Raw genomic sequence first — 18,089 nt, 5'->3', positions numbered from 1 at the left:
TCAGGCGCCCGGACGCTCTCCGGTGGACACCACCTGGTCCTGCACCTGCCCCAGCACTGTCCGCACGTCGTCCAGGACGTCGGCGGGCACACCCAGCTCGGTCAGCGTCGCGACCAGGTGCGCACCCACCATCGCGTAGTGCTCCGCCGGGATGCCCAGCGGCTGGTGCGCCTCGGCCAATCCGCGACCCGCGTACTCGTTCGGGCCACCCAGCACCACCGTCAACATCAGCGCCAGGTGCCGCCGCTGGGTCGGCATGTCCACAGTGGCGAAATAGCCAGCCAACTCGGGATCGACGAGAACCTTGTCGTAGAACAGCTCGACGGCCGCCTTCACCGAACTCGCACCGCCGATGCGGTCGTAGTGCGAGGCGGGAGCGGTCTCTTCCGTAACCGTCACGGTCGTTCCTTCCGGGGGTGAAAGGTCGCGCGCGGTGACGCGCAGGGGCTACGGCCACCGACGCGACACCCTCATGCCACGGACACCACGGCGGGGACCGTGACGGACCATAGCGTGCCCGCGACCTCCGGTCAGGGCCCCCCTATCCGGTTCCCGACAACTGGTGGACACGCACCGTCATCACCGTCAACCCGAAAGATCCACCCACAGCAACCGGAACGACACCCACCGTGTCCACTGTGGATTCACCAGCCGGGGAACAGCCACCCGACGTCAAACACCCTGACCCACAGTCACCGAACGGCCGCGTCCAAAAAAGTCACCCGCGCCAACGGACCGCGCACCGACAGACGCGCAGCGCTACTCAGCCCGCGCGCCGCCGCGCCCGCCGCGCCGCCAACTCGTCGCCCATCGGATCCGACGCGGACCCCACCACCGGCTCCGCCGGGACGCTCGCCGCCGGCTCCGCCGGCAGATGCGACAACGACCCCTGGATCTCCTTGAAAGCCCCACCGATAGCGATCCCGAACACGCCCTGCCCACCCTGCAACAGGTCGACCACCTCCTCCGGGGACCGGCACTCGTACACCGTCGTCCCGTCAGAGATCAGCGTGATACCCGCCAGATCCTCCACACCACGCGACCGCAACGCCTCGATCGCCTTACGGATGTTCTGCAGGGACACCCCCGCATCCAACAACCGCTTCACGACCTTCAACACCACCAGATCGCGGAACGAGTACAACCGCTGCGTCCCCGAACCCGACGCGTCCCGGACGCTCGGCACGACCAACGTCGTCCGCGCCCAGTAATCCAACTGCCGATAGCTGATGCCCACCGCGTGGCACGCCGTCACACCTCGGTAGCCCACCGAGCCATCACCCTCAGGCGTCACACCCGGCTCGTTCACCTGTGTACCCGGATCGGGATCCTGCGGCTCGTGCATGCGGACAACCTCCCCGTCAGTGCGGCGCCGCATCGTTTCTCCGACGCGCACCCCTCGACACGGCAACCCTAACGCCACCTTCAGGGGTTACCGCGGAGGAACCGACGCGACACGCCGCGCAGCCACCGAGAAAGATCACCACCACGCGTTGGCGTCACCCACCGTGACGCCAACGGGGAACCGGAACGGCTCAGCCCGCGAAGTCCTCCGGACGGACCTGATCCAGGAACTCGCGGAACTTCTCCACCTCGTCCTCCTGCTCGTCGGGGATAACGATCCCCGCCTCGCTGAGGACCTGCTCCGCACAACGAATGGGCGCACCAACACGCAACGCCAACGCGATCGAATCGCTCGGCCGCGCCGACACCCGCACCCCGTCACCGATCAACAAGTCGGCGTAGAACACGTTCTCCTTGAGCTCGGTGATCTCCACCGCCTGCAACGGCGCCTGCAACGCCGCCAACACATCCCGCAAAAGATCATGCGTCAACGGACGGGCCGGCTTGACCCCCTGCTGCTCATAAGCGATGGCCGTGGCCTCGACCGCACCGATCCAGATCGGCAGATAGCGGTCGCCCTCGACCTCCCTGAGCAGGACGATCGGCTGGTTGCTCGGCAGCTCCACCCGAACTCCGACCACGCTCAGCTCGCGCACCGCCGCCTCCGTGTCGTCGTCAACCTACGCACCGCGCCCTTCCCTGCACGGTACACGGACCGCAACACGGCCGTCCCATGCGCTACAGCACCACGCCCGCGCCAGAAAGGGGTTACCCCGGCAAGCCTACGGCACGCTTCCCCGAAGAGATCTTTCCGCTCCGCCGCCACCTGCCGGGCACTCTCACCGACCCAACGTCGACCGCAGCCCCACCCGCACCAACGCCGCGTGCAACTGCTCCGACAACGCCACCAACTCCCGCGCCGTCTCCGCCGCCCGCGCCCGCGCCGCCGGATCACTCTGCCGCGCCAACGGCGCCACCAACTGCGCGAACAACCCGACCTCACGATCGGCCGCAGTCCGATAACCCCGCAGATGCCGCGGCTCCAGCCCGTACGCCGCCAGACCCGCCACCGCAGACGCGATGATCAACGCGTCCGCGTCATACCACCCCGGCGGATCCGACACCAACACACCGAGCCGCTCCAACTCCACGAGCGTCGACTCGTCGATCCCACTACGGGCCACCAACTCAGTCCGGCCGAGCCGCACCTGCGACGACTCGGCCGGCTCCGCCAACTCCCGACCCGGCACCGCACCATCGGGCCCCACCGCCACCAACGCCGGCCGCGACCGCTCCGGCTGCTCACCGGACGAATCCCACTCGGCCAACTGCTCACGGATCACCCGCAACGGCAGGTACCTGTCCCGCTGCGCGGTCAACACAAACCGCAACCGCGCCACATCGTCCCAGCTGTACTTCCGGTAACCCGCCGCCGTCCGCTGCGGCTCAACCAGCCCCTCGGCCTCGAGGAACCGCAGCTTCGAAATCGTCGTGTCCGGGAAATCCACCCGCAACTGACCGAGCACCTCACCGATGCTCATCAGCGGCTGGGACCGGGCCGCCCCGGGTGGCATGGAGGCCGCAGGCTCGTTCACCCCCGGCCGGCCTCCTCCTCCGGGCGCGGACCGGCGATGAACACCACCCGGAACTTACCGATCTGAACCTCGTCACCATTGCTCAACGTGGCCGCCTCGACACGCTCACGATTCACGTACGTGCCATTCAGGCTGCCCACATCCCGCACCGTGAAGGTCCCACCATCACGATGGAACTCCGCGTGCCGACGCGACACCGTCACGTCATCAAGGAAGATGTCACTGTCCGGATGCCGGCCACTGGTCGTCACATCGTGGTCCAACAGGAACCGGGCACCCGCATTCGGACCGCGACGAACCACCAGCAGCGCCATACCCGGCGGCAACGAACCGGACATCCGGCTCGGCACCACATCGGTGTCCGGCCCCTCCAGCACTTCGTCGAGCGAACCGAGATTGAGCGTCGAAGTGACGTCGAGCGGGGGGAACTCGTCGTCTGGCCGCGTCATGGGACCACCTCACGGATCTGTTCGGTCGGCGTCGGGTAATGGCGGGTCTGGCCGCCGGGCACTCCAACACCCGGCGGCTGGCTCCCCGTGCCCGGGAAGGCAATTCCGCAACGCACAACTAATGGGTTCTTCTCGGTCGACTGGGCGAGCCTAGCCAGCGCCGAAATGCAGGGCAACCGGACGCGCGCAGACATCCCGCACGCCGGATCAAGCACACTCAGCCTTCGGTGATCTTCTGATACGCGCCGGCCGTGAGCAACCCGTCCGTCGCCGTCGGATCATTCGGCGTGATCTCCACCAACCAACCCGCACCATACGGATCCGTGTTGATCAGCTCGGGAGTGTCACCCAGCGCCTCGTTCCGCGCCGCCACCGTACCCGCGACCGGCGCGTAGATCTCCGACACACTCTTGGTCGACTCGATCTCACCCAACGAGTCACCGGCCGCCACGACCGCACCCGCCTCCGGCAACTGCACGTACACGATGTCACCCAACGCGTCCTGCGCGAAGTGCGTGATGCCGACCCGGATCGAACCGGTGCCGTCACCCGCCACCCACTCATGCTCGGCGGTGTATCGCAGATCCTCGGGAATCACCAGACGCGTCCTCATCCATCGTGCCCCGGACCACCCGGGCCCGGCGCGGCCGCGCCGGTCAGAAGACCGGACGGGCGTGTTTCCTACTTGGTCGGCGCGTGCAGTGCCGAAACCTCGGCAACCTCACGCTCCCCAAACGTCACGTTACCGCCGTCACCCCGGACCGATGCCACCACCCCACCAGGAATGTTCAACGCCGTACGCATCGTCGCCGGATCACCGATCACCGTGATCGTGTAGGGCCCCGTCAACCGACGCCCCTCCACCATCAACGACCCGTTCTCCCCATCCAGGAAGTACGTCGACGCGATCACCCGCACCGTCGCCCGGTCCGCACCGGAGATCTGCATCGCCTCCGCGCCCGCGCCCCGCAACTCCTGCACCGCGTCCAACACCCGGTTCGCCGTGATCGGCTTGGCCCCACTGGAGAACTGCACCGTCAACCCCGGCCCCGCCGCCGGCAACGTCCCCGCCAGAATCCCCAGCTCGTCGGCCCGACGCGTCGCCTCGTCCAACGCCGCCTGCCGACCCTGCTCACCCGAGGCCAACTGCCGCTGACTGTCCTCCAACGCCCGGATGTCCTGCTGAAGCCGACTCTCGCGCGCATCCAGATCCGACAGAATCCGCACCAGGTCCTCCTGACGCGTCGCACCCAACGTCGGATCCGTCGACGTCGTCTTCAACTGCACGACCAGCGTGAAACCCAGCAACGCCAACAACACCGCGATCATCAGCCCGGCCGCGCTCCACCGCGAACGACCCGCCGGCGCGGGCGACGTCACCGTCGCCTCGTCCACCACCGTCGGCTCGTCCGACGGCGCCACCGGCTCACCCACACGCGACACCGCCCGCAGGTCCACCGTCGCCCCGTCATCGACCGGCGGCACATCCGGCTCCGCACCGTCCGGGTCCGCGCTCCCGGGCTCCGGCTCCGACTCCCGCGCCGGACCGTGCGGCGCCAACGGACTCAACTCGTCCGGATCGGGCGCGTCCGGCCGCGGATCCGGCTCACCCGCCGGCCCACCAGGCCGCCCCGGTGTCGCCGGCTGCGGCCAACCCGTACCCGTCTCCGCCTGCTCGTCGCTCATCGCTGTCAAACCTACGCCCGGAACAGGTGCCGACGGATCGCCGCCACATTTCCGAAGATGCGCACACCCAGAACGACCACCACACCGGTGGACAACTGCCCACCCACACCCAACTGGTCACCCAGATACACGATCAGACCGGCCACCAGCACGTTCGAGATGAACGACACCACGAACTGCTTGTCGTCGAAGATGCGGTCCAACTTCGCCCGCACCCCACCGAACACCGCGTCCAACGCGGCGACCACCGCGATCGGCAGGTACGGCTGCAACGCCGCCGGCACCGTGGGATCGAGCCACACCCCGAGCACCACACCGGCGAGCAACGCCAGCACCGCGATCATCCGCCACCTCCGGAAGGACTAGCGGTCCCCGGCGAACCCGACGACCCAGGACTGCCAGACCGGCCAACCGCCCCCGAAGGGCTCGAGCTGACCGACGGCTTGGCGTAGCGTAGCTGCGGCTCCGGAGCGGCCGGCAGGGTGAGGTCCTCCGCCTCCCGCACACCGAACGACAAACCGGTCTTCTGCGCGACCTCCCGCATCAGCGCCGCGTTCCGGCTGTCCTCGAACTTGCGCCGCATCGACCCCGGACCCGTCGCCGACACCTCGTACGGACCCGTCACCGGCCGGAAATCCACCAGGATCGCCTCGCCCGCCGAACGGATCGTCGACGTCGACGTCAACCGCTGACCGTTGATCGCGATCGCCTCCGCGCCAGCGCTCCACAACGCGTTCGCCACACCCTGCAGGTCGCTGTACAGCACCCGCGGCGGCCCCGCTCCCGCACCGGTCACCGCGTCCGCGTTTCCCGGAGCGTCCGCCAGGCGCACCACCACACCGTCGCCCCGCACCCGACCCAGCCCGGTGCTCGCCTCCAGGTCCCGCAGGCGCGCCGCGGCCGACCCACTCAACGCAGCGTCCCGCTGCCGGCTGACGTCCTCGCGCAGCTGATCCGCCCGCGCCGACAACCGGTCCGTCTGGCTCTCCCGCTCCTTGATCTGCGCCACCAACCCCGAGCGGGCCTGAGCGCGCCCCGGCTCGTCCGCCATCGTCTGGCGGTACGCCACCGCGAACAGGAAACCCAGCACCACCACCACGACCAGGCCGACGGACCGCGCCGCCCAGCCCCGGGGCGCGTCCGTCGACGTCGTCCGCTGGCGCGCGACGGCCGCGTCCGCGTACCCCGGGTCCAGGGGGTTGCGGAACAACTCGGTGAGAAAGTCCGGGGCGTACACCCGATCCGGGCGGGGCCGCCGCGGCGGGGTCGTGCTCACGCCGGCGCTCCCCGACCGCGCGCCGCACGCACCAGCCGCGACGCCTGCACCACGTACATCGCGCCGGCCACCCAGTAGAGCACCAACCCCCACCAGGCCAGCCCCCAGCCGATCGCGGCCGTCGCCGTCGCCGCCGCGCTCCACTCGGTGGCCAACAGCAGCACCGGGAACGCCGCGAGCAGCAGGAACGTGGCGGTCTTGCCCATGTAGTGCACCGGCGGCGGCCCGTACCCGAAGCGGCGCAACACCGCCAGCGAACCGAGCAGCAGCGCCTCCCGGGCCAGCAGGGCCGCCGTGAACTGCCACGGCACGACCTCCCGGGCGGTGAAGGCGAGCAGCGTGGCGAGGATGTAGAGCCGGTCGGCGAAGGGGTCGAGCAGCTCACCGAGGCGGCTCACCTGACGCAGTCGGCGGGCGATCCAACCGTCGACCCAGTCGGTGGTGCCGCCGATGGCCAGCACCACCACCGCCGCCACGTCCGCGCGGGCCACCAGGAACAGATAGAGGAACAGGGGTACGCCCAGCAGCCGCCCGAAGCTGATCAGGTTGGGCAGGGTGAGCACCTGGTCACCGGGCGCCTGGTCACCGATGTCCCGCGGGTGCTCTGCCTGAGCCGGCCGACGCGACACCGAACCTCCTCCACGGCACGCCCCGACGCCTGGCCGAGATCGGGCGCGGCGGAGGTCGTACGCGCTGTCGGGCCGGCAACCACCGGCTCCCCTGCGGCCCCGGGACGGGACCTCTGCCCTGATACGGCCCGCGATCTTCGAGATCGCGGGCCGGGTAAGTGCGCTGCCACTATATCGGGCTCTCGTTCGTGTCCCGGTCGCCGTGCGGTCTCGGCGCGGTCGTGCCGCTCTGTGGTGGGGATCACCACCGCTAAAGCGTCCTAGGATATTAGTGGACGGTCAGGCCGTCTGGACCGCTGGTTGGTCGGTCTGCTGCTCCGGCACCGGCTGCGTGGCCGCACGCCCGAACGCCAGCAACGCCGCCAGCAACTCGTGCTGTGCCCGCGGCGCCATCCTGTCCAGCACCGCCTGCACCGCGCGCTGCCGCCGCTCCGCCAACTCCCGCAGCAGGGTCAGCGCCGCGGGGGTGGGCACCAGCCGCACCTCCCGCCGGTCGCGCGGATCGGCGACCCGGCGCAACAGACCTGTCGCCTCCAGCCGGTCGCACAGCCGGCTGGCCGAGGAGGGCACCACGTCGAGCAACTCCGCCAACCCGTTGACGTTGGTCTCCGGCCGACCACTGATCAGCATCAGCACCCGCAACTGGGTCGGTGGCACCTGGTGCCGCGCCGCCGCCGAGTCGAGCACGGCGATCAGCGTCTCTGCGGCCACGTTGATCGCCGCGGCGAGATCCGCCGGTCGCTCCACCCGATGTCCCCTACCGTCGTCGCGCTGGTGCCCGCCCGGGACGGTGGCGGCGACCCTCATCCGCCATCCCGCCCACGCGGACCATGCCAGTCGAGGCACACGACGACGGCGTCGTCGCGCAAATCGGATTCCGCGTGGTAGGCGTGTAGTTCGCGCATCACCGTACCAACCGCCTCGGTCGCCGGCTGCAACCGTGTGGCCCGCATGGACCGGGCCATCATCCGCTGCCCGTACGGTTCCCGCCCCGCCGGCTCGGCCGCCCACACCCCGTCGCTGACCACGAAGACCCGGTCTCCCGGCGAGAGCTGGAACTCCTGAAGCTCGTAGCGGGTCTCGGCGAACATGCCCAGCGGCAACTGCTGGTCCAACGTCATCGGCTCGACCGTCGCGCCGCGCATGCGCAGCAGATGCGGCGAACCGGCGTCGACCGCCCGCACCCGCCCGGTGGCGATGTCCAGCTCCAGCAGCAGCGTGGCCACGTACCGACGACCGCGATGCTGGTAGTAGACCGTGTCCGAGGCCAGTTCCGCCTGCTCCGTGAGCCCGCCGTCCGAGCGGCGTGCGTTGCGCATCGCGTTGACCGTGACCGCCGTCAGCAGCGACGCGGCCAGACCGTTGCCCTCGCCGTTGAGCACCGTCAGCGTGAGCCGGTCACCGTCCAACGACCAGTCGAAGTGGTCCCCGCCGACGGTGTACGCCGGCTCCAACTGCCCGGCCAGGTTGAAGGAGCGGTGCGCGACGCTGCGCCCGGGCAGCAGGTCCCACTGCATCTCGGCGGCCATGCTGAGTCGCTCGCGGCGTCGGGCGCGCCGGTAGCGGTCGGTCTCCCGGTCCGCGGCGCGCATCGCCACCGCCAGGTCACCGGCGATGTCGGTGGCGCGGCCGGTGACCGCCGGGCCGGGCACGGTCGGCAACTCGATGAGCAGCACTCCGAGGCGCTCCCCCCACACCGTCAGGGGCAGGTAGAGCCGGCAGGCCCCGCCGTCGAGACCGTCGCGCACCGGCTGCTGGCTGGAGAAGCAGCGCTGCGCCACGGTGTGCCGGGCCAGGGCCCCGGCCGCCGGCAGGTCCGGATCCAGCACGGGCCAGAGCCCGCTGATCCGGTAGTCGGCGACGAACACGTCGGTGCGCAACGCGCCCAACGCCACCCGGATAGCCCGGTCCGCCGCCTCCGCCAACTGGTCGGGCGCGGCTTCGCGTAGCGCGCGCGACACCCCGTCCGGCGCGTCCACCATGCTTGGCCGTCCCTCCAAAAACTTGCTACAGGGCAAGCATCATACGGACGCGCCCGGGCAACCTGTCGTCGCGGGTCAGTCGGCGCCCCGGGTCGCCAGGGCGCCGTGGAACGCGTCCGGCACGCCGGGCGGTTCGCCCATCGACGACGCTCCTTGCGCTCGGGTCGTCGCCAGCGTACCGACCGGGGCCCGCGAGTCGGTATCGCTCCGCCGGGCCGCCACGCCCGCGATACTGGCCCGGCGGGAGGTGCGGCGGTGAACGCGGCGGACAACGCGGCGGACAGCGCGGCGGTGGTGGTCGGCGTGGACGGCTCGGAGCCGTCCCTGCGCGCCGTGCGCTTGGCCGCCGTCGGGGCGGTTCGCCGGCACCGGCCGCTGCGGGTGGTACACGGCTTCATCTGGCCGCTGCCGCACGGCGTCGCTGCTCGCCGCCGACTTCGCGGCCGAGACCGCGGTGACGCGCGGCGTGCCGCTGCGCGCGGTGCACGCCCACTGGCACACCGTGGTCCGCGGCCCCCGCTGACGGCCCCGGGGTTGGGCTGCCGCCCAACGGGTAGACGGCCGCGGTACGCCAACGGCGACGAAGGAGGCAGCAGATGCCAGGACCACGGCCGGGCAGCAACGCGTACGACAAGCAGCGGGCGCGGTTGCGCAACGCGATCGACGACTCCGGACGTCGGGTACCCGACGGCAAGGCCAACCAGGTCGCCAACCGGATCCTCCAGGAGGATCGCGGCCAACGGGGCGTCGTCCGCGGTGAGCGCACCTACGGGCCCAAGAGCGAACGCGAACCGGGCGATCCGAAGTGAGGAGCGTCGACCTGGCCGACGGCGCCATCGCGGGCGCTGTCGGCAGCACCGCGCTGAACGTGGTCGGCTACCTGGACATCGCCCTTCGGGCGCGACCGGCGAGCAGCACGCCGGAGGAGACCGTCGACCGGCTGGCCCACATCGCGCACGTGAATCTGGGGTCGGGGCCCCGGGCGGCCACCCGCCGCTCGGGGCTCGGGCCCCTGATCGGGTACGGGCTGGGCATCGCCGCCGGCATGGCGTTCGCGGCCTACGCGGACGGGCGGCGGCAGCCGATTCCGCTGGCGACCGGCGTGCTCGGGGCCGGCGTCATGGCGATGACCGACGGGTCCATCACGGCGCTCGGCATCAGCGATCCCCGTACCTGGCGGCGCTCGGACTGGATCTCCGACATCATCCCCCACCTGGCGTACGGACTCACGGCCGCCGCGACCTGGAACAGGTTGCGGCGGCCGTGAGCACGATCGTCAGGCGCGGGTGTCGCTGTCGTCCTCGGCGACCGGCTCACCCGCCGGACCGTACGGCGACACCTGCCCCTTGGGCACCGGCCGACCGACGTCCCCGCGCGACGAGCCACTGTTGAGCGGGTGCCCGGTCGGTCGGGGCCCCTTGCTGTCCTGGCTGGTCGCTCCCTTGGCGTTACGCCGGAACTCCTCCTGCTGCGGGTTGACCACGAGCGTCTCCCTCCCGGTACGGCAGGCGGCATCGACCGCCTCCACCGGCCGCATACCCGCCGCGCCCGAGCGCATTCTCCGTCGCGGCAGGCGTCGAGAGGGCTAGCCGGACGCCGAGCGGGTACCCGTTGCGATGTGGGTGACGATCGAGCCGTCGTGCGGGTCCTGCTGGACCGGCGCGGCCACACGTACGCCGAGGAGGCCGGCATCAGCCTGGCCGACCGCCCCGGTCCGCTGTACCAACTGCTGGTGCTGGCCACCCTGCTGAGCACCCGCATCCGCGCGTGCGTGGCGGTCGACGCCGCGCGCGAGCTGTTCACCGCCGGCTACCGCACACCGCAGGCGATGGAGGCGGCGAGCTGGCAGCAGCGCGTCGACGCGCTGGGCCGTGGTCACTACCGCCGCTACGACGAGCGCACCGCCACCATGCTCGGCACCGGCGCCCGGCTGTGTCTGGACCGCTGGCACGGCGACCTGCGGCGACTGCACCGCGACGCCCAGGGCGACCCGGCCGGGCTACGCCGACGGCTCACCGAGTTCCCCGGCATCGGGCCCACCGGCGCGGACATCTACCTGCGCGAGGCACAGACCGTCTGGTCGGATCTGCGCCCGTACGCGGACCGCCGGGCCCTTGCCGGCGCGAAGCGGCTGGGTCTGCCGGGCTCACCGGACCGGCTGGCCTCGCTGGTCGACGAGCCGGACTTCGGCCGGCTCGCCTCGGCGCTGGTCCGGGTGGCGCTCGGCGAGGAGTCGGCCGGTGAGGTCACCCGCGTCGCCGCCGGGTGAGCCCACTCACTTGACGGTCTTGTCGCCCGGTCGGGTCAGGTGCCACACCAGCAGCGCGGCGAGCAACGCCAGGACGATGACCCCGCCGGAGATGCCACGGCCCTCCTCGGGGCTGCGGCCGGTGCTGCCGAAATAGATCACCGCGAGGCCGGCGAGGACGGTGACGAACGTACGCAACCCTCGGTCCTTCACGTACCGCACGGTAGGTGCCCGGCAGCCGCCCGGGGCTGTTTCGCGCATTCTGTCCCTCGTTCAGGCGATACGCTCATCGCTCGGTGACGAAGCCGCGCAGCCGCACACGCCGCACCGCGCGGTCGGCGACCTCCACCACCTCCATGGTCAACCCGGGCAACCGCACCGTCTCGCCCGGCGCCCCCGGCAGGTGTCCCAACCGGGCCAGTACCAGCCCGGCCACCGTCGTGTACTCCCGGGACAGGGGGAAGCTCAGCCGCACGCCCACATCGGGCAGGTCGTGCAGCGGAAAGTCGCCCGGCACCAGCAGCGACCCGTCCGGCTCCCGGACCACACCACGCACGTCACGGTCGGTCTCGTCGTACAACTCCCCCACGACCTCGGCCAACAGATCCTCCAACGTGACGATGCCGTCGATGCCGCCGTGCTCGTCGACGACGAGAGCCAACTGCTGGTGCTCCTGCCGCAACTGCCGCAACGCGTCGGCGACCGGCAGGGTGACCGGCAGCAGCAGCGGTGGCCGGGCCTGCTCCCCCACCGTGCCGCCCTCGGCCCGCACCAGGTCGCGGATGTGCACCACGCCGATCACCTCGTCCAGCCCACCCGGGCCGACCACCGGCGCGCGCGACCGGCCTGCCGCACCGAGCAGGCGTACGCCCTGGTCGGCAGGCAGACCGCTCGGCAGCGTCGTCACCTCCCGGCGGGCCACCAGGATCTCCCGCAACGTCCGACCGGCGATGTCGAACGCACCGGTCAGGATCTCCCGCTGCTGCGTCGACAGACCCCGCTGACTGGCCAGCATCTCCCGCAGTTCCTCCTCCGTCGTCTCCTCACGGCTGGCCCGTGGGTTCCCGCCGGCCAGGCGGACCACCACGTCGGTTGCCCAGCTGAGCAGCCACACCGCCGGGCGGGACACCCGGGCGAGCAGGTCCAGCGGCCCGGCGCTCAACAGCGCCCACCGCTCGGCCCGCTGCATGGCCAGCCGCTTCGGCGCCAACTCGCCGATCACCAGCGTGACGAAGGTCAGTGCCACCGTCACCAGCAGCACCGAGGCCGGGCGGGCCGCCCCGCCGAGGAAACCCAGCGGACCGACCAGCGGCTGGGCGAGCGACACGGCCGCCGCCGCCGAGGCGAGGAACCCGGCCAGGGTGATGCCGAGCTGGATGGTGCCCAGATAGCGGTTCGGGTCCCGGGAGAGCCGGACCAGCCGCTCGCCGGCCCGGCTCCGCCGACCCAACCGCCGCAACTGCCCCTCGCGCAGTGTCACCAGCGCCATCTCGCTGCCCGAGAGCGCGGCGTTGACCAGCACCAGGACGGCCACCAGCGCCAACTGCCCCAGCTGACCGCCCACCCCACACCCCCGTCGACCACCTCAGGTCACTCAACCGCAGCGCGCCCCGCTCCCGCGTGCGTTTGGTCGACCTGCGTTCAGTCGACCTCCAGGTCGTCCAGCGAGATGGAGTGCGTCATCAACCACCGGGCCAACGCCGTCATGCCGAACAGCCACAGCGGCACCGACTCGGTGGGCCCGTTCGTCGCGTAGATGGCGAACCGCAGGTCCGGGGCGCGGTACGCCTCGATCCGCCACTGGTGCTGCCGGTCCCGCCAGACCGCCGAAGGGTCCATGGCGTCACCGTAGGTGACCGGGACCGGTCCGGGGGCCGAGACCGCCCCACTCCAGGCAACCGTTGCGCCCTGCTGGCCGTACCGCGGCTGCTCCACACGGGAAGCGCATCTTCAACCTCACCCATTGTCGTCTGCCACGTCGACCGTCGCTCGGCTACGCAGCGTCTGGCTCCGGCCCGGCCGGCAACACCCTGCACGCCCCTTTGCTCTGCTTCAGCGGGCGCAACACCGACCTTGAGCTGGGAAATTTTGGCGCAGCGCATCTCACACAGGACCGGTCGGTATGACCCTACGTAACTGTTGCCTACGTTGAAGCAGAGCAAAGGAGGCGCAGGTCGACGGGTTGGGACCCACCGCCAGCACGCAGGGTAACGGCGGCTCAGGCCTTGCGGCGTCACGAACAGTGCCGGCGCAGGTAAGCCCAAAGCCCGTTCGGGACCGCGATGAGCGCGGCGACCAGGGCCGGACCCGGGGCACGCACGCGTCCGGCCCGGCTCAGGTGACGACGACTCGGGCGTCGTCGGGCAGCCGGCGGGTGACGCCGCGCCGGTCGAGCAGCTCCAGCAGCGGCACCGCCACCCGACGGGTCGTGTCCAGCGCCTGCCGGGCCGCCGACAGGGTGAACGGCTGGGGAAGCCCGGCCAGCACGGTGACCGCCGCGTCGAGCGCGTCGGGCAGCAGCACCACGCTGTCGGCCAACCGCAGCAGAGCGCCGGCGCGCACCGCCGCCCCGATCTCCCGGGGGCCCAGGCCCAGATCGACGAGGTGGTGCGCCTCCGGGGCCCGAAACGGGCGGTCGCCGTACTCGGCGCGGACCCGCTGCACGGCGTGCGCCACCGGCTCCGGCAGGGTGTCGACGGCGGCCGTGCCGATCCGGCCGGCGTGCACCCGCAGCGGCGGACGTACCAGCGCCTCGACCAGCGCCCGGTCGGGCAGGGCGAGACGTTGGCGCAGCGCGTCCACCGGCATGCCCGGCTCCAACGGGTGCTCCCGCGCGTAGCGGGTGACCTCCTCGGTCACCTGGTCGCCGAGCCGCCGCCAGTGCCCCGGGTCGGCCAGCCAGTCACCGGCCACCGGAGTGGCCTGCACCGGCACGCCCATGCGCCGCAGCGCGCCGACCCGGACCAGCCGACGGCGGCGCAGCTCACCGGCCAGGTCGGGACGACCGTCCAACTCGGCGAGAACCGCCGCGCGGGCGGCCGCCGCGCCCCGACGGGACAACGGCGGCGGCGCGACGTCGAGGACCCGTACGCCGCCGGCAACGTGGTGACGGCCGGGATCGCGCAGCAGCGCCCGGTCGCCGACCAGCAACGGCAGCGGGCGGGCCAGTCGGAGACGGACGGTGTCCACGCCGAGCGGCCGGACCCGCACCGGCACGGCCGCCGATCCGACGTGCAGGGTGAGGGTGGCCGGCAGGTCCGCCGCGGGGTCACCGGCGAGCCGTACGTCGACCAGGTCGGTGCGGTGGAACCGCCCCGGCGTGAGCAGCGCGTCACCACGGCCGAGCCGGTCCCGGGGCGTACCCCGGAGGTTGACCGCCACCCGGGCCACGGCCGACGCCTCCGGTCGGGCCTCGCCCAGACAGTGCAGGCCGCGGACCCGGACCGGCTCGTCGGCCCCGGCCAGCTCCAGGACGTCGCCGACACGCAACCGGCCGGCGCCCAGGGTTCCGGTCACGACGGTGCCGCTGCCGCGCACGGTGAAGCTGCGGTCCACCCAGAGGCGCACCGGGGCGTCCACGACCGGGTCGGGCAGCCGCGCGACGAGCCGGTCCAGCGCGGCCCGCAACTGGGGCAGCCCGGCGCCGGTCAACCCGCTGACCGCCACGGTCTCCACCGCGCCGAGGCTGCTCGCCGCGATCTCGGCCCGGGCACGCTCCGCCGCGGGCGTCGGGTCGGCCAGGTCCGCGCGGGTCACCACCAGCAGGCCGTACCCGACGCCGAGCGCGTCGAGCGCGGCCAGGTGCTCGGCGGACTGCGGCATCCACCCCTCGTCGGCGGCGACCACCATCAGCGCGGCCGGCACCGGGCCGACCCCCGCGAGCATGTTCGGAACGAACTTCTCGTGCCCGGGCACGTCGACGAACGCGATCGTCGCCCCGGACGGCAGCGTCGTCCAGGCGAACCCGAGGTCGATGGTCATTCCCCGGCGGCGTTCCTCGGCCCACCGGTCGGGTTCCATCCCGGTCAACGCCCGGACCAGCGTCGACTTGCCGTGGTCGACGTGCCCGGCGGTGGCGACGACGAACACCTCAGTCGTCCCCGGGTACGCGCAGCACGGCCGCCAGGACCGCGTCGTCGGCGTCGACGGGCACGCAGCGCAGGTCGAGCAGCAGCCGCCCCCGCACGACCCGGCCGAGCACCGGCTGCTCGCCCGTGCGCAGTGGCTCGGCGTACCGCTCGGGCAGGCTCAGCGCCCACGAGTCCAGCTCGACGCCGGGGGCGCCGCCGCCGCCGACCACGGCGACCGCCGGGACGACGTCCGCCTTGCGTCCGTCCGCGCCGAGCCGGTCACGCAGCAGCTCCACCCGACGGCGCAGGACGGCCGGGTCGGCGTGCAGCGCGGCCCGCGTCGGTGTGTCCGGGCGGTGCAGGGTGGCGGCCAGCGCGGCCAGGGTGAGCTTGTCCACGCGCAGCGCCCGGGCCAGCGGGTGGCGGCGCAGCCGTTCGACGAGCGCGGCGTCGCCGAGCAGCAACCCGGCCTGGGGGCCGCCGAGCAGCTTGTCGCCGCTCCCGGTGACCAGGGCCGCGCCGGCGCGCAGGGTGCTGGCGGCGTCCGGCTCGTCGGGCAGCAACGGCTCCGGCGCGAGCAGCCCGGAGCCGATGTCGGCGACCACCGGGACGTCGAGCGTGGCCAGGTGACGCACCGGTGTGGCCGAGGTGAAGCCGGTGATCTGGAAGTTCGACGGGTGCACCTTCAGCACGAAGCCGGTCTGCGGGCCGACGGCCGCGGCGTAGTCGTCGAGTGTGGTGCGGTTGGTGGTGCCGACCTCGCGCAGGCGTGCGCCGGTGCTCTCCAACAGATCGGGCAGGCGGAACCCGTCGCCGATCTCGACCAGTTCGCCCCGGCTGACCACGATCTCCCGGCCGGCGGCCAGCGCCGTGGCCGCGAGCACCAGCGCGGCGGCACCGTTGTTGACCACGTGCACGGCGGCGGCGTCCGGCACGGCGGCGGCGAGCGCGTCGAGCGCGTCCCGGCCCCGGCGCGCGCGTCGCCCCGTGTTCAGATCCAGCTCGACGTCGGTGTGCCCGGCGGCGGCGACGACCGCGTCCACGGCGGCGGGTGACAGCGCCGCCCGACCCAGATTGGTGTGCAGCACGACGCCGGTGGCGTTGAGCACCGTCCGGGGACCTGACGCGGGCAGCCCGGCGACGGCGGCGTCGAGGACCTCGTGGGGCGCGATCTCACCGCGGCGGGTCCGCTCCTGCGCCCGCGCCACGGCGGCCTTGACCCGGTCCCGGCCGAGGGTGGCGACGGCCGCCGCCAGCCGCGGATCGGCCAGCAGCGTGTCGGTGCGGGGCACCCGACGCCTCGGGTCCTCGCCGCCGTCACGCATCACGTCACTCCTGCCGCCGTTGACGGAGACGGACGGGAATCGAACCCGCCTGGCCCGGGTCCCGGACCACACCGGTTTTGAAGACCGGGAGGGGCACCAGCCGCCTGAACGCCTCCGTCGCACATTCGATCACAACGCCGGTGCGACCGCTCAGTCAGTGGCCGGATCCACCACGCTCCGCCGGCCGTTCACCCGCTCGCGCTGTGGCACGACCGTGTAGCGGGGATCGCGCGCCGATGCGACGCCCCCGTAGAAGATGCCGAACCGCGTGGCGACCGACGCGCCCAGCAGCGCAGCCCCGGACACCGCCCCGACCGCGCGACTGCGCCGGCCGAGCAGCGCACCGGCCACTCCGGCGACGGTCAGCAGCCGGCCGACACGCAGCAGCCGACCCGGCCGACCCGACCGGTAGGGCTCGCTGAGCAACCCGAGGCGGGTCTCCACCCGGTGCGCGCCGTACAACTCCAGGGCCGCGCCGGCCACCGCCATCCGACGGGCCGGACCGGCCTGCGCCGGCGGCGCGGCGAGCAGACCCACGCCGGCGCCGCTGGCCAGCGCACTGCCCGCGAAGATGACCGGCAGCTCGGGGTACGCCTCGTGCCACGACGGCACCGCCGTGTCGGCGAGCAGGACCCCGGTGTACGTCGCCAGGGCCGGCGCGGTGGCGGCGGCGACCAGCCCGGCGGCGTGCCCGGCCGGCGGCAGTGCCCGGCCGACCACCCCGAGCAGCCCGCGCCGGGGCAGCCAGCCGGCGGTCTCGGCGATCGCCGCCAGGCCGGCGGCCGGTCCGAACGCGGTGAGGATCCAGGTGCCCACCGACATCGGTGAGGTCAGTTTGGCGACCCGGAGCATGTGGTGGAACCGCTCCGGCCGGCCCAGGTCCCTGATCAGGAAGACCGCGCTGGCGCTGACGGCGCCCAACGCGGTGACCCGGCCGGCGCGGCGCAGCACCGGCCGACGGGTGAGCTGGCCTCCCGCGGCCAGCAACGACGAGCCGGCGGCCAGCCCACCGGTGAACAGGTACGCGGCGATGTCCCACTTCCACACGGGTGCCTTGAGGATGGGCCGGCCGTAGTACGAGGTGAACTCGGCCTCGGGGACCCGCAACTCCTCGCCGCCACCGCGACGGCCGCGTCGGGTGCGGCGAGCGGCGTTCTCCGGGGGCTGCGACGTCCGGTCCCCGTGGGTGCGGCGGCTCGGTGGCACGTCCACGTCGGCGCGCTCGTCCGCCTGCCGCTGGGCCGGCAGGTCCGGCCGTGGGGTGGCGAGGCGCTCGCGGAACCGACGGAAGCGGTCCCCCACCACAGGGCGCTCCGGACTCACGAGGATCTCCCGACGAAGGCGGCGACGGTGGCCGCCGCCATGGCGAGCGCGGCGATGCCGGCGCGTTTCCACATCTTCGGCAGGTCGCGGGTGGTCACCACCGGGTCCGGTGGCAACCCGTACACCTCGGGTTCGTCCAGCAGCAGGAAGAACGCCCCGTCA

At 72.4% G+C, this 18,089-nt stretch carries 22 protein-coding genes, 1 tRNA gene and 2 pseudogenes; 4 read left to right on the top strand and 21 right to left on the bottom strand.

Features of this window, described 5'->3' with window-relative positions; genetic code table 11:
* The 12 genes from ABZU91_RS24395 to ABZU91_RS24340 form a co-directional block, all read right to left on the bottom strand.
* On the bottom strand, window positions 1–399 hold the full coding sequence (locus ABZU91_RS24395; RefSeq protein ID WP_355244671.1) for a group 1 truncated hemoglobin: 399 nt from the start codon (window positions 397–399) through the stop codon (window positions 1–3).
* A gap of 364 nt (window positions 400–763) precedes the next feature.
* Window positions 764–1,345 carry a MerR family transcriptional regulator gene (locus ABZU91_RS24390; RefSeq protein WP_355244668.1) on the bottom strand — a complete coding sequence of 194 codons (582 nt, stop codon included), beginning with the start codon at window positions 1,343–1,345 and terminating at the stop codon, window positions 764–766.
* A gap of 190 nt (window positions 1,346–1,535) precedes the next feature.
* A complete protein-coding gene (locus ABZU91_RS24385) occupies window positions 1,536–2,000 on the bottom strand; it encodes a bifunctional nuclease family protein (protein ID WP_355244665.1) in 465 nt (154 codons plus the stop codon).
* A 183-nt stretch (window positions 2,001–2,183) separates the two neighbouring features.
* On the bottom strand, window positions 2,184–2,885 hold the full coding sequence (locus ABZU91_RS24380; RefSeq protein WP_355244895.1) for a MerR family transcriptional regulator: 702 nt from the start codon (window positions 2,883–2,885) through the stop codon (window positions 2,184–2,186).
* Window positions 2,886–2,935: 50 nt separating this feature from the next.
* The gene (locus ABZU91_RS24375) at window positions 2,936–3,388 is read right to left on the bottom strand and encodes an FHA domain-containing protein (protein ID WP_007071101.1); all 453 of its coding nucleotides are present in this window, start codon (window positions 3,386–3,388) and stop codon (window positions 2,936–2,938) included.
* Window positions 3,389–3,605: 217 nt separating this feature from the next.
* A complete protein-coding gene (gcvH, locus tag ABZU91_RS24370) occupies window positions 3,606–3,986 on the bottom strand; it encodes a glycine cleavage system protein GcvH (RefSeq protein WP_355244661.1) in 381 nt (126 codons plus the stop codon).
* 83 nt (window positions 3,987–4,069) lie between these two features.
* Window positions 4,070–5,074 carry a DUF881 domain-containing protein gene (locus ABZU91_RS24365; protein WP_355244658.1) on the bottom strand — a complete coding sequence of 335 codons (1,005 nt, stop codon included), beginning with the start codon at window positions 5,072–5,074 and terminating at the stop codon, window positions 4,070–4,072.
* 11 nt (window positions 5,075–5,085) lie between these two features.
* A complete protein-coding gene (locus ABZU91_RS24360) occupies window positions 5,086–5,418 on the bottom strand; it encodes a small basic family protein (protein WP_007460356.1) in 333 nt (110 codons plus the stop codon).
* Window positions 5,415–6,350, bottom strand: coding sequence for a DUF881 domain-containing protein (locus ABZU91_RS24355; RefSeq protein ID WP_355244654.1), 936 nt, complete (start codon window positions 6,348–6,350; stop codon window positions 5,415–5,417). The genes ABZU91_RS24360 and ABZU91_RS24355 overlap by 4 nt, the downstream gene beginning before the upstream one ends.
* Complete coding sequence (locus tag ABZU91_RS24350; RefSeq protein WP_355244651.1) at window positions 6,347–6,979, bottom strand: CDP-alcohol phosphatidyltransferase family protein; 633 nt, start codon at window positions 6,977–6,979, stop codon at window positions 6,347–6,349. Before ABZU91_RS24350 ends, ABZU91_RS24355 begins: the two co-directional genes overlap by 4 nt.
* 279 nt (window positions 6,980–7,258) lie before the next feature.
* The gene (locus ABZU91_RS24345; RefSeq protein WP_355244892.1) at window positions 7,259–7,726 is read right to left on the bottom strand and encodes a MarR family transcriptional regulator; all 468 of its coding nucleotides are present in this window, start codon (window positions 7,724–7,726) and stop codon (window positions 7,259–7,261) included.
* 56 nt (window positions 7,727–7,782) lie between these two features.
* Window positions 7,783–8,961 (bottom strand): PP2C family protein-serine/threonine phosphatase, encoded by a 1,179-nt coding sequence (locus tag ABZU91_RS24340; protein WP_355244648.1) that lies wholly within the window; start codon window positions 8,959–8,961, stop codon window positions 7,783–7,785.
* Between the two features lie 255 nt (window positions 8,962–9,216).
* On the opposite strand from ABZU91_RS24340, the pseudogene ABZU91_RS24335 reads away from it, so the two are divergent.
* The 3 genes and pseudogenes from ABZU91_RS24335 to ABZU91_RS24325 form a co-directional block, all read left to right on the top strand.
* A pseudogene (locus ABZU91_RS24335) lies at window positions 9,217–9,375 on the top strand (universal stress protein); the annotation flags it as partial.
* 182 nt (window positions 9,376–9,557) lie between these two features.
* Window positions 9,558–9,770: a phosphatidylethanolamine-binding protein gene (locus ABZU91_RS24330; protein ID WP_088948250.1), complete on the top strand. Its 213-nt coding sequence runs from the start codon at window positions 9,558–9,560 to the stop codon at window positions 9,768–9,770.
* Window positions 9,767–10,228: a hypothetical protein gene (locus ABZU91_RS24325; protein ID WP_355244645.1), complete on the top strand. Its 462-nt coding sequence runs from the start codon at window positions 9,767–9,769 to the stop codon at window positions 10,226–10,228. Before ABZU91_RS24330 ends, ABZU91_RS24325 begins: the two co-directional genes overlap by 4 nt.
* Before the next feature lie 9 nt (window positions 10,229–10,237).
* On the opposite strand, the gene ABZU91_RS24320 is transcribed toward ABZU91_RS24325, so the two are convergent.
* Window positions 10,238–10,444 carry a hypothetical protein gene (locus ABZU91_RS24320; RefSeq protein ID WP_355244642.1) on the bottom strand — a complete coding sequence of 69 codons (207 nt, stop codon included), beginning with the start codon at window positions 10,442–10,444 and terminating at the stop codon, window positions 10,238–10,240.
* Window positions 10,445–10,579: 135 nt separating this feature from the next.
* Between ABZU91_RS24320 and ABZU91_RS24315 the strand changes: the two genes are divergently transcribed.
* Window positions 10,580–11,230: a hypothetical protein gene (locus ABZU91_RS24315; RefSeq protein WP_355244639.1), complete on the top strand. Its 651-nt coding sequence runs from the start codon at window positions 10,580–10,582 to the stop codon at window positions 11,228–11,230.
* Between the two features lie 6 nt (window positions 11,231–11,236).
* On the opposite strand, the gene ABZU91_RS24310 is transcribed toward ABZU91_RS24315, so the two are convergent.
* The 8 genes and pseudogenes from ABZU91_RS24310 to ABZU91_RS24275 form a co-directional block, all read right to left on the bottom strand.
* On the bottom strand, window positions 11,237–11,422 hold the full coding sequence (locus ABZU91_RS24310) for a hypothetical protein (protein WP_355244916.1): 186 nt from the start codon (window positions 11,420–11,422) through the stop codon (window positions 11,237–11,239).
* Window positions 11,423–11,495: 73 nt separating this feature from the next.
* The gene (locus tag ABZU91_RS24305; RefSeq protein ID WP_355244636.1) at window positions 11,496–12,773 is read right to left on the bottom strand and encodes a hemolysin family protein; all 1,278 of its coding nucleotides are present in this window, start codon (window positions 12,771–12,773) and stop codon (window positions 11,496–11,498) included.
* A gap of 77 nt (window positions 12,774–12,850) precedes the next feature.
* Window positions 12,851–13,048 carry a hypothetical protein gene (locus ABZU91_RS24300; protein ID WP_145781709.1) on the bottom strand — a complete coding sequence of 66 codons (198 nt, stop codon included), beginning with the start codon at window positions 13,046–13,048 and terminating at the stop codon, window positions 12,851–12,853.
* A gap of 495 nt (window positions 13,049–13,543) precedes the next feature.
* Window positions 13,544–15,298, bottom strand: a complete 1,755-nt coding sequence (selB, locus tag ABZU91_RS24295; RefSeq protein WP_355244633.1) for a selenocysteine-specific translation elongation factor — start codon at window positions 15,296–15,298, stop codon at window positions 13,544–13,546.
* Between the two features lies 1 nt (window position 15,299).
* Entirely contained in the window at window positions 15,300–16,604 is a 1,305-nt protein-coding gene (gene selA, locus ABZU91_RS24290; RefSeq protein ID WP_355244630.1) for an L-seryl-tRNA(Sec) selenium transferase, read from the bottom strand.
* Between the two features lie 23 nt (window positions 16,605–16,627).
* A tRNA-Sec gene (locus tag ABZU91_RS24285) sits at window positions 16,628–16,720 on the bottom strand.
* A gap of 34 nt (window positions 16,721–16,754) precedes the next feature.
* Window positions 16,755–17,927, bottom strand: a complete 1,173-nt coding sequence (gene nrfD / locus ABZU91_RS24280; protein ID WP_355244627.1) for an NrfD/PsrC family molybdoenzyme membrane anchor subunit — start codon at window positions 17,925–17,927, stop codon at window positions 16,755–16,757.
* Window positions 17,924–18,089, bottom strand: a pseudogene (locus ABZU91_RS24275) (4Fe-4S ferredoxin); the annotation flags it as partial. The gene nrfD and the pseudogene ABZU91_RS24275, both read right to left, overlap by 4 nt.

This window comes from Micromonospora sp. NPDC005174 (assembly GCF_040608495.1).
Lineage (GTDB): Bacteria > Actinomycetota > Actinomycetes > Mycobacteriales > Micromonosporaceae > Micromonospora.
The sequence above is the reverse complement of the archived record's forward strand: the minus strand, read 5'-3'. Positions and strand labels throughout refer to the sequence as shown.

Excerpts from the sequence above, each read along its gene's own strand:
- ABZU91_RS24390 (WP_355244668.1), bottom strand. The coding sequence starts at position 1,345 with ATGCACGAGCCGCAGGATCCCGATCCGGGTACACAGGTGAACGAGCCG.
- ABZU91_RS24380 (WP_355244895.1), bottom strand. The coding sequence starts at position 2,885 with ATGAGCATCGGTGAGGTGCTCGGTCAGTTGCGGGTGGATTTCCCGGAC.
- ABZU91_RS24375 (WP_007071101.1), bottom strand. The coding sequence starts at position 3,388 with ATGACGCGGCCAGACGACGAGTTCCCCCCGCTCGACGTCACTTCGACG.
- ABZU91_RS24365 (WP_355244658.1), bottom strand. The coding sequence starts at position 5,074 with ATGAGCGACGAGCAGGCGGAGACGGGTACGGGTTGGCCGCAGCCGGCG.
- ABZU91_RS24360 (WP_007460356.1), bottom strand. The coding sequence starts at position 5,418 with ATGATCGCGGTGCTGGCGTTGCTCGCCGGTGTGGTGCTCGGGGTGTGG.
- ABZU91_RS24340 (WP_355244648.1), bottom strand. The coding sequence starts at position 8,961 with ATGGTGGACGCGCCGGACGGGGTGTCGCGCGCGCTACGCGAAGCCGCG.
- ABZU91_RS24330 (WP_088948250.1), top strand. The coding sequence starts at position 9,558 with ATGCCAGGACCACGGCCGGGCAGCAACGCGTACGACAAGCAGCGGGCG.
- ABZU91_RS24300 (WP_145781709.1), bottom strand. The coding sequence starts at position 13,048 with ATGGACCCTTCGGCGGTCTGGCGGGACCGGCAGCACCAGTGGCGGATC.
- selA (WP_355244630.1), bottom strand. The coding sequence starts at position 16,604 with ATGCGTGACGGCGGCGAGGACCCGAGGCGTCGGGTGCCCCGCACCGAC.